Annotated in this window: 12 protein-coding genes and 1 tRNA gene; 11 read left to right on the forward strand and 2 right to left on the reverse strand. The window is 44.1% G+C overall.

Going from position 1 to position 14560, the window contains the following annotated elements:
• Window positions 1-19: 19 nt before the first annotated feature.
• From pth to PJIAN_RS02220, 4 genes are all read left to right on the forward strand, one after another.
• Window positions 20-583 carry an aminoacyl-tRNA hydrolase gene (gene pth / locus PJIAN_RS02205; protein WP_068701582.1) on the forward strand — a complete coding sequence of 188 codons (564 nt, stop codon included), beginning with the start codon at window positions 20-22 and terminating at the stop codon, window positions 581-583.
• A 2-nt stretch (window positions 584-585) separates the two neighbouring features.
• Entirely contained in the window at window positions 586-1647 is a 1062-nt protein-coding gene (ribD, locus tag PJIAN_RS02210; RefSeq protein WP_068701584.1) for a bifunctional diaminohydroxyphosphoribosylaminopyrimidine deaminase/5-amino-6-(5-phosphoribosylamino)uracil reductase RibD, read from the forward strand.
• Between the two features lie 4 nt (window positions 1648-1651).
• Window positions 1652-2746, forward strand: a complete 1095-nt coding sequence (locus tag PJIAN_RS02215) for a M20 family metallo-hydrolase (RefSeq protein ID WP_068701586.1) — start codon at window positions 1652-1654, stop codon at window positions 2744-2746.
• Window positions 2747-2865: 119 nt separating this feature from the next.
• Window positions 2866-3072: a hypothetical protein gene (locus PJIAN_RS02220; protein WP_068701587.1), complete on the forward strand. Its 207-nt coding sequence runs from the start codon at window positions 2866-2868 to the stop codon at window positions 3070-3072.
• A gap of 74 nt (window positions 3073-3146) precedes the next feature.
• Here PJIAN_RS02220 and PJIAN_RS02225 read toward each other — a convergent pair whose 3' ends face one another.
• A complete protein-coding gene (locus PJIAN_RS02225) occupies window positions 3147-4046 on the reverse strand; it encodes a radical SAM/SPASM domain-containing protein (RefSeq protein WP_068701589.1) in 900 nt (299 codons plus the stop codon).
• 334 nt (window positions 4047-4380) lie between these two features.
• On the opposite strand from PJIAN_RS02225, the gene PJIAN_RS02230 reads away from it, so the two are divergent.
• A complete protein-coding gene (locus tag PJIAN_RS02230; protein ID WP_068701591.1) occupies window positions 4381-6090 on the forward strand; it encodes a tetratricopeptide repeat protein in 1710 nt (569 codons plus the stop codon).
• Window positions 6091-6201: 111 nt separating this feature from the next.
• On the opposite strand, the gene PJIAN_RS02235 is transcribed toward PJIAN_RS02230, so the two are convergent.
• Window positions 6202-6272 (reverse strand) — tRNA-Cys (locus PJIAN_RS02235).
• A gap of 224 nt (window positions 6273-6496) precedes the next feature.
• On the opposite strand from PJIAN_RS02235, the gene PJIAN_RS02240 reads away from it, so the two are divergent.
• The 6 genes from PJIAN_RS02240 (at window position 6497) to PJIAN_RS02265 (ending at window position 14536) form a co-directional block, all read left to right on the forward strand.
• The gene (locus tag PJIAN_RS02240; RefSeq protein WP_068701593.1) at window positions 6497-7270 is read left to right on the forward strand and encodes a LiaI-LiaF-like domain-containing protein; all 774 of its coding nucleotides are present in this window, start codon (window positions 6497-6499) and stop codon (window positions 7268-7270) included.
• A 7-nt stretch (window positions 7271-7277) separates the two neighbouring features.
• A complete protein-coding gene (locus PJIAN_RS02245) occupies window positions 7278-8105 on the forward strand; it encodes a LytR/AlgR family response regulator transcription factor (protein ID WP_068701595.1) in 828 nt (275 codons plus the stop codon).
• Between the two features lie 173 nt (window positions 8106-8278).
• Window positions 8279-8947, forward strand: coding sequence for a TetR/AcrR family transcriptional regulator (locus tag PJIAN_RS02250; protein ID WP_068701597.1), 669 nt, complete (start codon window positions 8279-8281; stop codon window positions 8945-8947).
• Window positions 8948-8988: 41 nt separating this feature from the next.
• Entirely contained in the window at window positions 8989-10269 is a 1281-nt protein-coding gene (locus tag PJIAN_RS02255) for a TolC family protein (RefSeq protein ID WP_068701599.1), read from the forward strand.
• 39 nt (window positions 10270-10308) lie between these two features.
• On the forward strand, window positions 10309-11373 hold the full coding sequence (locus tag PJIAN_RS02260) for an efflux RND transporter periplasmic adaptor subunit (protein WP_084252220.1): 1065 nt from the start codon (window positions 10309-10311) through the stop codon (window positions 11371-11373).
• Window positions 11374-11407: 34 nt separating this feature from the next.
• Window positions 11408-14536, forward strand: a complete 3129-nt coding sequence (locus PJIAN_RS02265; protein ID WP_068701602.1) for an efflux RND transporter permease subunit — start codon at window positions 11408-11410, stop codon at window positions 14534-14536.
• Window positions 14537-14560: the final 24 nt, after the last annotated feature.

Below are 14560 nucleotides of genomic sequence, written 5' to 3' on the forward strand. Positions count from 1 at the left end.
ACAAACACTCTTTTTGAATATGAAGTACCTCATTGCAGGACTTGGAAATATTGGGGCGGAGTACCAGAATACACGTCACAACATCGGATTCAACGTATTGGACGCCTTAGCAGAGGCGTCCAATGTTGTTTTTGAAGATGTGCGTTACGGAGCCGTTGGCGAATTATCGCTCAAGGGAAGAAAACTGGTACTGCTTAAACCATCAACCTATATGAATCTTAGCGGAAATGCCGTCCGCTACTGGATGACCAAGGAAAATATTCCGCTTGAAAACTTATTGGTTGTTGTAGATGACCTTGCATTGCCGTTCGGGACTCTTCGCCTGAAGCAAAAAGGCAGCGACGCAGGCCACAACGGATTAAAAAACATTCAGGAAACCCTGGGCACCAACTCTTATTCGCGCTTACGTTTCGGCATTGGCAATGATTTCCCAAAAGGACGCCAGATTGATTTTGTTTTGGGTCAATGGTCGGCAGAAGAACTCACTGACCTGAAACCACGCATCGAAACAGCCTGCGACATCATCAAAAGCTTCTGTCTGGCAGGCATTCAGAATACGATGAACCAGTATAACAACAAATAGATATGAACCGGGAGCAAATAGAAGCCTGCTACATGCGCCGCTGTTTTCAGCTTGCAGCTAACGGACTGGGCACTGTGGCTCCGAATCCGATGGTAGGAGCAGTCATTGTGTGTGAAGGCAAAATCATCGGAGAAGGCTATCACCGGATATACGGCGAAGCTCACGCCGAAGTAAACGCCATCGCCAGCGTCGACAACAAAGAGTTGCTCCATCATTCTACCATGTATGTCAATCTGGAGCCGTGTTCTCACTTTGGCAAAACCCCACCCTGTTCCGACCTTATCATCGAAATGGGTATCCCTCGCGTTGTCATTGCCAACATAGACCCAAACCCGAAAGTAGCAGGCCGCGGTGTACAGAAAATGCGCAAAGCAGGCGTTGATGTCACCACAGGATTTCTTGAAGAAGAAGGAACCTTGCTTAACCGCAGGTTCTTTACATTTCAGACAAAACACCGCCCTTATGTACAATTGAAATGGGCGCAAAGTGCCGATGGTTTTTTGGACCGTCCGAGAGAAAATAATTGCGATGTTCCACCCGTACAGATTTCGAGCGAATTTACAAAGATGCTGGTTCACAAAGCCCGCACCGAAGAATCTGCCATCATGGTTGGCACAAACACGGCTATAAAAGACAACCCAAAGCTCACTGCCAGGCGCTGGGAAGGCAACAATCCCGTGCGGGTAGTTGTCGACCGCCAATTGCGTATTCCGGCTCACTATAATCTTTTCGACCAAACAATACCTACGCTGGTATATACCGAACAAAAATCATCACACAAGCCCAATCTGAGTTTCATTCATATTAACTTTGCTGAAAATGCGATTCAGCAGATAATGGATGATCTTTACAAACGAAACATTCTCTCCATCATAGTCGAAGGAGGCCAGTTATTACTGAATGCTTTCATCACAGCCGGCATTTGGGATGAAGCCAGAATAGAAACTGCACCCCTGTGGCTGGGTGACGGAGTAAAAGCACCACAACTCGATGGCAGTGTGGTTAATACTGAGATATACGACAACATTCAGATACTGACTATCAACCCCAATAGTAATCTATAACGCTATGCCCGAAATATCCTCTTTCCATTTTCCTTCTGCCGACGGCGATTCTGCCATCGGGCTACTGGCTGCAATGATAGAAATTCCTTCATTGAGCCGCGAAGAAAATGCCGTAGCCGATTATCTGGAACATTGGATAGAAAGCTGCGGATATTCTGTAAACAGAACCGGCAATAATGTTTGGCTAATGGCGCCAGGATATGATGCAGAAAAACCCACCATATTACTCAATTCGCATATTGACACGGTGAAACCGAATGCCGGTTGGCAACGTAATCCTTTCAAAGCCACTTTTGAAGGAGATAAGCTCTACGGTCTGGGGAGCAATGATGCAGGTGCCAGCGTTGTAAGCCTTCTGCATACTTATTTTGAACTTGTTGCAAAAGAACAACCATACAATTTGATCTTCGCTGCTACAGCCGAAGAGGAAGTCTCCGGAACAAACGGCATTACATCATTGTTGCCTCTTTTACCGCCCATCGATTTTGCAGTAGTAGGCGAACCCACGGAAATGAATGTCGCCGTTGCGGAAAAAGGGCTAATGGTTCTCGATTGCGTTGTTTACGGACAAGCAGGTCACGCCGCACACGAAACCGGGGTAAATGCCATCTACGAAGCCTTACCAGATATTGAATGGTTCCGTAACCATCAATTTGAGAAAGTGTCTGAATGGCTGGGGAAGGTCAGAATGTCAGTCACAATGATTAATGCCGGAACACAGCACAATGTGATTCCTGACCGTTGTTCTTTCGTGGTAGATATCCGCAGCAACGATTGTTATTCAAATCTGGAATTGCTGGACGAAATCAAAGAGGCAGTTTCGTGCGAAGTAACCCCGCGATCAACCCGCCTCGGTTCATCGCATATTCCATTGACTCATCCTGCAGTAAGTAAGGCCATTCAAATGGGTCGTAAATGTTACGGCTCGCCAACGCTATCGGATATGGCTGTAATGCCTTTCCCTGCAATAAAAATGGGGCCGGGGCACACTACCCGATCTCATAAAGCCGATGAGTTTATTTACAAACACGAAATAACCGACGGGATTGCCCAATACGTCGAACTACTTGCCGGTCTGAACCTAAAGGAGGGCATATAAGCAACTAATTAAGCTAAATTAGTTAAGCACCCCTTCATAAATAACACTTATTTAGAAAATTCAGACTGACCGTCATCATATATTTGCAACGGAATAAACCAACACTTAAACACACTCGTATGAAAAAAATTGCTAGTATAATGATGGCTATGGCCTTCATGTTTTCAGTTTCTGCAATGGCTCAAACAGCCACAGCTCCTGCAAAGAAAGAAGTAAAAAAAGAATGCACCAAAGAATGTAAAAAAGGAGACAAAGCTTGTTGCAAAAAAGGCGATGCTGCTAAAAGCTGCTGCCAAAAAGGAGAAAAAGCTCCTGCAAAAAAATAAGAGAGTCAACTTATCGCAAAAAGAGCACCTGTATGGTGCTCTTTTTTTGTCTTTATTCAACTGTAATAAACTGCTCATTCCGAGCAATTCCGGCAAATCAAGATATCGCTTCGGTCCGTATTTACCCTCTTCCTGAAGTCATTTGCCTTTTCTCCGTTCCAGATTTCGAAAAAACTTTTTTCAGCAATATTTCCGAACACGTGCTCTCCGTTCTTATCAAAACAGCAGGGCAGTACATCACCATTAACGGCAACCACAGCACCAGCCCACTGGCGCCAACATCGATTTTTAGACCTCTTCTTTAGTCTCCAGCCTCCATTTTCGTCCTTTACATATCTTGAGAATTTTGATTGAGAAGGCACGAATTTTTCAATTCTTTCAAAGTCAATTTGAGCCGTTTTAAATGCCACCCGATCGGCACCCCACGCCAAAACCGTACTTTTCACGTCATCCACCTGAAACTCGTTATGCTTCATAACAATAAACTGAGCTTCGATGACAGGAGTTGCACTTTTAAGCTCCTCCTTCCAATATGCAAGGTACTGAATTGCCTCAATCACCTTTTGCAGAGAACCTCCCTGACGATATTTCTCGTACACTTCCTGCGTTAAACCATCCACCGAAATCACTATTTTATCAAGACCTGACTCTACTGTTTTTCTGGCTACTTCAGTGGTAATCAGTTGTGCATTGGACGATGTATAGGTAAATATTCCTTTCATATGACAATAAGAGACCATGGCATGAAAGTCGGGGTGCAGGTATGGTTCTCCCTGAAAATAGAGCGTAACCCAAAACAGTGATTTGGAGAGCTCATCAATCGTTTTCGTAAAAAGGCTCCACGACATCACCTCTTTTTTTCTCGTAAGAGACTGATTCCCTGCCGGACATTCAGGACAACGCAAATTACAACAATTGACAGGTTCTATCGACACAGATACCGGATACAACCTGAAGAATTGGTTATTTGTCATTTTATAAGTAAAAAACGACAATATTAATTTACACAAACACAATAATTTGTGAAAATAAAACGTCCACTTATATGTAAAGTTCATATAAAAGCACACTTAACGCGTTAAATAGTTGAAATTAACAATTACCCTTCCTTGTTATACAATCAAAACCAGCCACACAATCAGCTGATACAATGAAACTTGCACTATCAACAAGGAATAACGAAAATAAAAAGCGAACTTACAATAAAATTATGATAGCCATATGTCTTTTTTTACAAAACGATTGTGCTTATATTTGTTTTCATTAAAATAAAATTGTTTTTACTCATTAAATCAATCTATTAGCTTTATGAAAAAAGGACTTTATCTTCTTTCCGCGGCAATTTTAGCATTCGTTTTTACGTCTTGCTCAAAGCCGATGGGAGCCTTGGATCCCAGTTATTTTAACACTACCCCCAATCCTCTGGAAGCCGTTGGAGGCAAGGTAAATGCTACCGTTACCGGCAAGTTCCCAGAAAAATATTTCGACAAAAAGACAGTAGTGGAAGTTACTCCTGTATTGAAAACTGCCAGCGGCCAGGAATTCAAAAGCACACCTGCCCTCTTCCAGGGAGAAAAAATTCAGGGTAACAACCAATCGGTTGCTTACAAAGCCGGAGGAACTTTCAGCATTAATGCTGCATTTGACTACGTACCTGAAATGGCAAAAAGTGAGTTATTCCTCGAATTCAAAGCCACACGTGGCAACAAGACTTACACCATTCCTTCTGTAAAGGTTGCTGACGGCGTTATCGCCACTTCAACACTTGCTGCAGTAGACGGCGACAATCTTGATGCTCCGATTGTGAATGACAAATTCCAACGAATCATTAAAGAAAAACACGATGCCAACATCATGTTCCTTATTCAACAAGCCAACATCCGCAAAGGTGAGCTCAAAAAAGAAGAACTCGTTTCTTTGGTTCAGAAAATCCAAGCTGCCAAAGAAAATGAAAGCATGAAAGTTGCAGGTTTCGATCTTAATTCATACGCATCTCCTGATGGTGGTGTGAAACTGAACACCAAATTGTCGGAACAACGTGAAAAAAACACCAACACTTACATCAAAAAAGAGCTCAAGAAACTGAAAACATCGTTGGATGTTAACGCTAACTTCACTGCTCAGGACTGGGAAGGCTTCCAACAATTGCTTTCTTCTTCAAACATTCAGGACAAAGAAGTCATCCTTCGCGTTTTATCTATGTATTCAGATCCTGAACAACGTGAACACGAAATCCGTAACCTGTCAGCAGCTTTCAAAAACATCGCTCAGGACATTTTGCCTCAGTTGCGTCGTTCAAAATTGCAGTTGACATTGGATCTTATCGGAAAATCTGATGAACAAATCGCCAAACTGGCACAGGAAAATTCTAAAAGCCTGAACGTTGAAGAATTGCTTTATGCTGCAACTCTGACAAACAATGCTTCAACCAAAGCTGGTATCTATGAAAAAGTGGTTGATCAGTTCCCCGGCGATATCCGCGGTTACAATAACCTTGGTACAATTAAATTCAATCAGGGCAACTACGCAGAAGCTTCTCGTTTGTTTGCAAAAGCGCTTGCTATCGATTCTAAATCACCGGAAGCTAACTACAATGCTGGTATTGCAGCGCTTGCTCAAGGTGACGTAGCCAAATCACAACAATATTTTGGTAACGCCGGAAATATCGGAGGTAACACTCTTAACCAGGCTTTAGGTATTATTTACCTGCAACAGGGTGATTTCGCGAAAGCTAAATCGGCATTCGGCAACGCAGCTACCAACAACGCAGCTTTGTCTCAAATCCTGACAAAAGATTACAGCGCTGCCCGTTCAACACTGAACAGCGTAAAAAATCCGAATGGTGAAACCGCTTACCTGCAAGCTATCGTTGGTGCCCGCACAAACGATCGTCAGTTGGTTTATGACGGAATGCGCAAGGCTGTTGCTTCTAACAAAAAATGGGCAACAAAGGCAACTACAGATGCTGAATTTGCAAAATACCTGACAGATTCTGATTTCCAGAACATCATCAAGTAATTCAGACAAACAGATACAAAAAAAGACCGGTAAGTAATTGCCGGTCTTTTTTTGTGTGCGCAGTAAAAAGAAAAAGGCGAAACTCTGTAAAAGAATTTCGCCTTTTCATTGAGGTTCCTGGCGGATTCGAACCGCCGTAAACGGTTTTGCAGACCGGCGCCTAGCCACTCGGCCAAGGAACCTTATTTTGGGACTGCAAAGGTAACGTCTTTCTCCTTGCCGACCAAATTTCAGTTCCGATTATTTTATTTTTTAACTAAAAGAAGAGACATAAAAGCCACAAACCTTCATTTCGGCGTAAGAAACGGTTAGATTCGTCGGGATTTTAGTTGTGTTTATCGATTTTGGCTTGTCTAAATGGCCAAAGCAGCTTTACCTTTGCAAAGAAATCAAAAATAAATCAGTTATGGAAAACGAAAACAAATTGTATCGGCATCACCGTCATCAACACGGCATATCACTGGCATTTGTCCTTATTGCCGCCGGTCTCATTTTTCTCGGATTTAATACCGGCATGATTCCGATCGCTTATAAAAGCATATTTATTTCATGGCAAATGTTGCTTATCGTGTTAGGTGTTGCTTCTATCTTCAAACGCCATTACTGGGGAGGTATGGCATTACTTCTGGTCGGCGGGTTCTTTATAGTACCCGAAATAAACAGGGTTAATCCGAATTGGCTAGGACCGGTGCCTGCAGATTTTGTTCATTTATACTGGCCGGTATTGTTAATTGCTGCTGGTGCCGTAGTATTACTGCAATGGATGTTTCCTTCGGCACACTATTGCAAAAAGAAAGAGCGCGAATTTCGCCACTGGCACCACTCGCAGGAATATACCAGCAGTGGCTACATAAACAGTAATAATGTTTTTGGCAGCGGCGAGCATATCGTACTTGATCCGGAATTCAAGGGCGGTGAAATCAATTCTGTTTTCGGCGGAACCAAACTCGATTTGCGCAGAACGAACCTTCCGGAAGGCACAACACGACTGGAAATCAACATTGTTTTTGGAGGTGTTACTATTTACGTGCCCGAAAACTGGAATGTGGTGGTGCAGGTAGATTTTGTGCTGGGCGGATTTGAAGACAAACGCTACAAAATCGGAGAGCCGATTGACCCGACACGTACTCTTGTAATTTGCGGCTCTTGTGTTTTTGGCGGAGGAGAACTAAAGAACTGACGCTGACATGGAACATCCCGCGTTTCAAAATAAAGTCTTTCTTACAATTTATCTCCTGATTTGGACAGCTATTTCGCTTGCCATCTCATTCGTCATCATACCGCTGGTTTCATTTTCTTTTGAATTTTGCCTGCTGTTCGGTGCGGCTTCGGGATACGTTTTCGGAGGAATAGCTCTGCTCTTGTGGAATGTGGTGAAATATGCAGACTATTCATCTCAAAACGGATTTCAGCGCGTTGTAAGCTACCTTGCACTGGCTGTTGTTAGCGTAGGAGTCTGGTTTGGAATTACCTACTTCCTGCTCTATCTGTCGTTCCCGGAAAACAACATTTCTCTGGTCGTACCACTTATACCGCTGGAAATTTTGCTTGGGTGTTGCCTCTTCTCCATTATAGTACTGGCATACAACAGAATGCTGGAGAAAAATAAAGTTGCGGAAGAGGAAGAAGAGTTACAGGAAATTGAGCAAGCCATCACGCAACAGAATCCTGATCCGGCAATTGAGATAGTGGAGCGAATTGCGGTAAAAATAGGACAGAAAATAGAAGTAATTCCGGTGCCTGACATCTTTGTTGTACAGGCTGAAGGAGACTATGTGATGATACACACTGCAAAAGGACACCACATGAAGGAGCAAACCATGAAGTATTTTGAGGAGCATCTTCCTTCCAATCAATTTGTTCGCATTCATCGTTCATATATCGTCAATGTTCAGGTGATTTCAAAAATTGAACTTTTTGAAAAACAGAACCAGCTGCTGACACTACAGAACGGCATCCAAATAAAGGCAAGTGCAACCGGATACCGACTACTAAAAAAGACACTAAACCTGTAAAATAAAGCCAAACCAAGATAAACATGGAAACTATAAATGTTTTTCAGTTTCCGCTTAACACCTGAATATATGCACGTTATATTTGTTTTATATTTTTTTATCATGATCACGTGGTTAATATTTCGTTAAATTGCAATTTTATATCCTACCTTTGACGCTCCAAATTACTGATAATGGCGGATATAAAAGAACAAATTCTTGAGACCTCCACCCGGTTATTTATGAAATACGGGTTGAGAAGTGTAACGATAGACGATATCTGCAATGAGCTCCGCATTTCAAAAAAAACCTTCTATAACTATTTCAGACAAAAAGAAGAGTTAATCGAAAGCATCATGGAGTCATATTGCGAACAGCATCAAAACGAACATAAGAAAAACCACTCATTTACGGATGATCCGTCGCTAAATGCAATAGATATAGTTGTAAAAGCATCTCAATTCTGGATAGATAAAGAAAACAAGGAGTCGATGACTTTCTTTTACGATTTAATGAAGTACTATCCTGAAATCAACACCAGGATGTATGCAAAAATGGACGAGGATGCCTTACTGTCGATTAAAAAATGGCTGCAAAATGGCATAGATGAAGGCATTATTCGTACAGACACAGACATTGACCTGCTATCCACCTATTTGAACAATCATTTTCGAAAAGGATTACCCGATCTTCTCAACAAACCCGGCACAGACATCGTAAAGACGTTTCAGTTCTTGCTGGATTGCTGCATACGCATCATCGTAAATGAAAATGGATACCAGTATTATCAGGAGAAATACAAGAATAATTATCCTCCGCTAAAAACAACGAAAACAACGAAAACAAAAAAAACACAGAAATAAATACATTTTACTAACGCATTCAACAACAACACAAATAATCTATGAGGACAAGAATCAGTTTATTATTACTCTTTGTCAGTGCTTTCGCTTACTATGGAAGGGCTCAGGAAAAGCTTTCGTTATCACTCGAAGATGCAAGGCTTCATGCTCAGCAATACAACCGAACCCTGAAAAATGCGGGATTGTCGGTGCAGGAAGCACAAAGCGCTTTGTGGGAAAGCATCTCGAAAGGTCTTCCACAGATTGAAGTGACCGGAGCTTATCAGAATTATCTTGGCGCATCTGCTAATTTTCAGGGCATGAAGATCCAGTTCGGACATTCAGGTTCTATTCAGACACAGGTGAGTCAATTGTTATTCAACGGTAGCTACTGGATTGGACTAGAACTTTCAAAATTGAGCCTGGAGATTGCCGTGACGTCGAAAAGGAAAACAGAGCAGGATGTAATACAACAAGTTACGACTTCCTACAATTCGATTTTAGTTTCAGAAAGGACAACCCAACTGCTCAGGCAGAACAAAGAAAATCTGCTGGACATCCAGAAGAGAACGCAAGCAACAGTGAATGCCGGAGCTGCCACACAGACAGATGCCGACCAGATTGCAGTACAGGTTTCGTCTGTCGACAACATGATTAAATCGAACGAACGTCAAACAGAACTGGCATACAACATGCTGCGTATTCAACTGGGAGTAAATGCGAGCACGACCATTGAGCTGAAAGACAGCCTCAACTCCCTGATGAATGAAGATAAAACATTCAAACTGCTGGGAGAGCAATTCGACATGAGCAAGAACCCCACCATGCAACTTACCGAAAAGCAGCTGGAATTATCGAAAAAGCAGGTTAATTTACAGAAAGCAAGCTGGTTGCCGACACTTTCGGGTTACTATAGCTATACATACAAGTATATCAAACCCACACTCGACTTATCGCCGAGCAGTGTTGTAGGTTTGCAGGCAAGCTGGCCGCTTTTCACCAGCGGAGGGACCTATTCCAAAGTGAAACAGGCAAAATTTCAGGTACAGGCCAACGAAAACAACCTCGCAGCTTTGAAAGATCAACTCATGGTTCAGGAAAAACAGGCACGTTTCAATCTGAGCAATGCACTCGACAAACTGAATACCCAGACCAAAAGCCTTGAAGTATCCAACAAAGTTTTTGCCGACATTTCGCGCAAGCACGATCACGGGATGGCCACAAGCCTCGATGTCACCACGGCATCCAACAACCTGCTTCAGGTGCAAACCAATTACGTCACCGCTCTATACGAAGTGCTGACAGCAAAAACAGACCTGGAACAATTACTCAACAAATTCTGAGAAAACAAGACAAATAATTAACTCTCAAATACAGACCAAATGATGACAAATTCATTTTGCACATTCCGTAAACGGAATTTTTTCACCGCAGCAATGGCCCTATCGCTTTTGATCGCCATGGTTGGCTGTTCGAAAGGAAAAACAGATACTGCTACTAAAAAACCGGAACTGGTACGAGTGGAGACACTTCAGAAACAGGTAATCAACAGAGACATGGAATTCTCCACATCGCTTGTAGCCAACGAAGAAGTGAACATCGCTCCTGCATCTCCCGGCAAAATCGAAAAGATATTTGTAAACGTAGGATCACGCGTAAAACAGGGTCAGTTAGTTGCTCAAATGGACCCAACGCAACTCAATACAACCCGTATACAGTTTGCAAACCTCAAAAACGATATGCAACGCCTTGAAGCTTTGCGTCAGGCTGGTACGGTTTCTCAACAGACTTACGACCAGACAAAAGTTCAATATGACCTGACCAAAGAAAACCTGGCATTCCTCGAAAAGAACGTCAACCTTCGGGCTACGATCAGCGGAATTATCTCCGCAAAGAACTTTGAGAACGGAGAACTCTATTCCGGTTCGCCGAGCGCCGCTACAGGAAAAGCTGCTATTGTCACTTTAGTACAAATCAATCCACTGAAAGCCAACCTGTTTGTGCCGGAAAGCTTTCTTCCTCAGTTAAAACAGGGTTCGAAAGTAAGTGTAAAATGCGACACCTATCCCGATCAGACCTTCGGTGCCCAGATTGCACGCATTTATCCGACAGTAGATGCTGCCACGCGTTCGGTTCAGGTAGAACTGAAGGTGAACAATGCCGGCGAAAAATTGAAACCCGGAATGTTCTGCCGATCTACTATCGACTTCGGAAAAGTTGAAGCGCTAGTAGTTCCGTCTCAGGCAGTATTGCGTATGCAAGGCTCTAACGAACGATATGTATTCCTGGAAAACAATGGTAAAGCCAAACGCATTGTCGTTGCTCTCGGAAAACGCTTTGACGACCAGACAGAAATAATTTCCAACCAGTTGAATGAAGGAGACAAGTTGATTGTCACCGGTCAAAACCGACTGATTGACGGTGTTGCCGTAACAGTGGTGAAATAATGCCGGAAATCACGAAACAGATTAAAAAACAACCATGAGTATATATAAATCAGCAGTAAACAACCCGATCAAGACAACACTGGTGTTCGTCGCCGTTATGATCTTCGGGTTGTATTCGCTCTCAAGGCTGCCCATTGACTTTTATCCGAAAATGGACCTGCCTATGATATCGGTGGTGACGACCTATTCGGGAGCCAATGCCGCCGATGTGGAGACCAACGTAACAAAACCCCTCGAAGATGCATTGAACAGTATTCAGGGGCTCAAAGAATTAACATCCACCTCTCAGGATAACAGTTCGATTATTACACTGCAATTTGAGTGGGGCGTCAACCTTGACGAATCGATGAACGACATCCGTGGAGCTATCGATATGGCTCTGAGCCGACTGCCCGATGGCGTGGAACGCCCTTCGGTGGTAAAATTCAGCACCAGCAGTATGCCGATTCTGATGTACACCATCACGGCCAACGAAAGTTACCCCGGCTTGTCGAAACTCATTACAGAAAAGATCATCAACCCACTGAACCGTGTGGATGGGATCGGTTCTGCAGCAATGACGGGAGATCCTAAACGAAAAATTTATATCGACATAGACCCGAACCGTCTGGATGCTTACCATATTTCGCTGGAGCAGATTGGCAATGCCATTGCAGCCGAAAACCTGAATATGCCTTCGGGAAATATCAAGATGGGCGCAACCGATTATCAGTTGCGTGTCGAAGGTGAGTTTAAGGAGAGCAATCAGGTGAAGAACATCGTTGTGGGAACATCGGCCGGTACGCCCATTTATCTCCGCGATGTAGCTCAGGTACGCGATACACTGAAAGACGTGACCCTGGAACAAAAAACGAACGGGAAAAACAGTATTCAGCTGTATGTGATGAAACGTTCGGGAGCTAACACCGTAGCGGTAGGCCGCGATGTAAAGAAGATGCTGGAAGAGATAAAACCGACACTACCTCCCGACATCCAGATTCACGAAATATTCGATTCGTCAACCTTTATCAAGGGCTCGGTATCCAACCTGTCAGACACCCTTTTGTTCGCATTATTATTTGTGGCCGGTGTGGTATTCTTCTTCCTCGGTCGCTGGCGTGCAACTATCATCATTTTGCTGACCATTCCTATTTCGTTGGTTTCGGCGTTGATCTATCTGGCAGTGACCGACAACTCGCTAAACATCATTTCGCTGGCATCTATGTCGATGGCTATCGGTATGGTGGTGGACGATGCCATTGTGGTCCTCGAAAATATCACCAAGCACATCGAACGGGGAAGCAGTCCGCGCGAAGCTGCCATTTACGCGACCAACGAAGTATGGCTGGCCGTTATCATGGCAACGCTGGTAGTTGTCGCCGTATTTATGCCGCTGACCTTTGTTTCGGGAATTACCGGAGTAATCTTCAACCAGCTCGGATGGATCGTTTCGATCACCGTTGCCGTATCGACGGTAGCTGCGGTAACCATTACACCAATGCTCGCCGCCCGGTTCATGAAAGAACGCGAGAAAAAGGAGAATCCGAAGAAATACAGTTACGATGCAACCATCGGAAAGTGGCTCGACAATCTTGACCATTGGTATGAAAGAGTATTGCATTGGGCGCTGCAAAACAAACTGAAAGTAATCCTAGGTTCGGCCGCCATCTTTATCGGATCGTTATTTCTGGCTCCATTGGTTGCCACCGACTTTATGTCACAAAACGATGAAAGCCGTTTGACCATCAAGGCAGAACTGGCTCCCGGAACCCGCATGGAGATAAGTGCACAAACGGCCCGAAAAATCGAAAAGGTGCTTCAACAGAAGGTTCCTGAAGTAGAACTTATCAGCACCTCGTGCGGTGCCGACGACCAGGGCGGTATGTCATCCATATTCCTGGGATCGGCTTCGAGCAACACCATCAACATGACGCTGAAGCTGAAGCCTATAGAACAACGGAAACGCTCCGATGTTCAAATCTCGGAATCAATTCGTCCCGAACTGGCGAAATTTCCTGAGATCGTCAATTATCAGATCACCCGAAGCGACCTTGCCACCGGTAGCTCAACGTTCGATATCGAAGTCTACGGTTACGACTTTGCTTCAACCAACATGCTGGCACAGCAGATCAAAAACAGCGTGACGGGGTTAAAAGGGGTACGTGATGTACAGATCAGCCGCAAAGAAGACCGTCCGGAACTGGAAGTGGTTCTTGACCGCGAAAAGCTGGCGCTGAACGGACTCAACAGCGCAACCGTATCGAATGCTATCCGCAACCGTATGAGCGGTTTGACGGCAAGTAAATTCCGCGAAGACGGCGATGAATTCGATATTATCGTGCGATTGCAGGAACAGTACCGGAACTCAGTAAACCTGCTTGAAGAGGTATCGGTTCCCACTCCCTCCGGAAAGTTTGTAAAACTGAAAGAGATCGGAACGGTGAAGGAATACTGGTCACCGCCGAACATTGAGCATAAGCGCAAACAACGTATTGTGACGGTTTCCATCACTCCTGTAGATGTGTCGCTTACTGACCTTGCTGCTGATGTAAAAGATAAACTTGCAAAGCTCAACATCCCTTCCGATGTTCAAATCGTGCTGGGTGGTGTTTATAAGGATCAACAGGAATCGTACCAGAACCTTGGGTTGCTAGCTTTGCTAGTGCTCTTGTTGGTGTTCATCGTAATGGCATCGCAGTTCGAGTCATTCTCCAAACCGTTTGCCATCATGTTCTCCATTCCGTTTGCATTCACCGGCGTTATCATTGCGCTGTTACTCACCGGAACGACGCTGAGCGTTGTTGCTCTGCTGGGAGCCGTGCTGCTGATCGGGATTGTAGTGAAAAACGGTATCGTGTTGATCGACTTCGTGAACCTTCTCCGCGACAGAGGTTTGCCGTTGAACGAAGCTATCGCCGCCGGTGGACGTTCGAGGTTACGTCCTGTATTGATGACCGCTTCGGCAACATTCCTGGGCATGGTACCTATGGCGCTGAGTGTGGGTGATGGTGCTGAAACATGGACCCCGATGGGTATTACCGTTATCGGTGGGTTGGTATTCTCCACCGTGGTTACCATGATTATCGTGCCTGTAATGTATGCCCTCTTCTCCCGTCGTGGCGAACGCGACAAAGAAGGACTTGTACGCAAGCAGTTCCATTTTATGGACGAAAATAACAAATGAAAATGATTTGAGAATTTGAGGATG

The organism is Paludibacter jiangxiensis, from assembly GCF_001618385.1.
Lineage (GTDB): Bacteria > Bacteroidota > Bacteroidia > Bacteroidales > Paludibacteraceae > Microbacter > Microbacter jiangxiensis.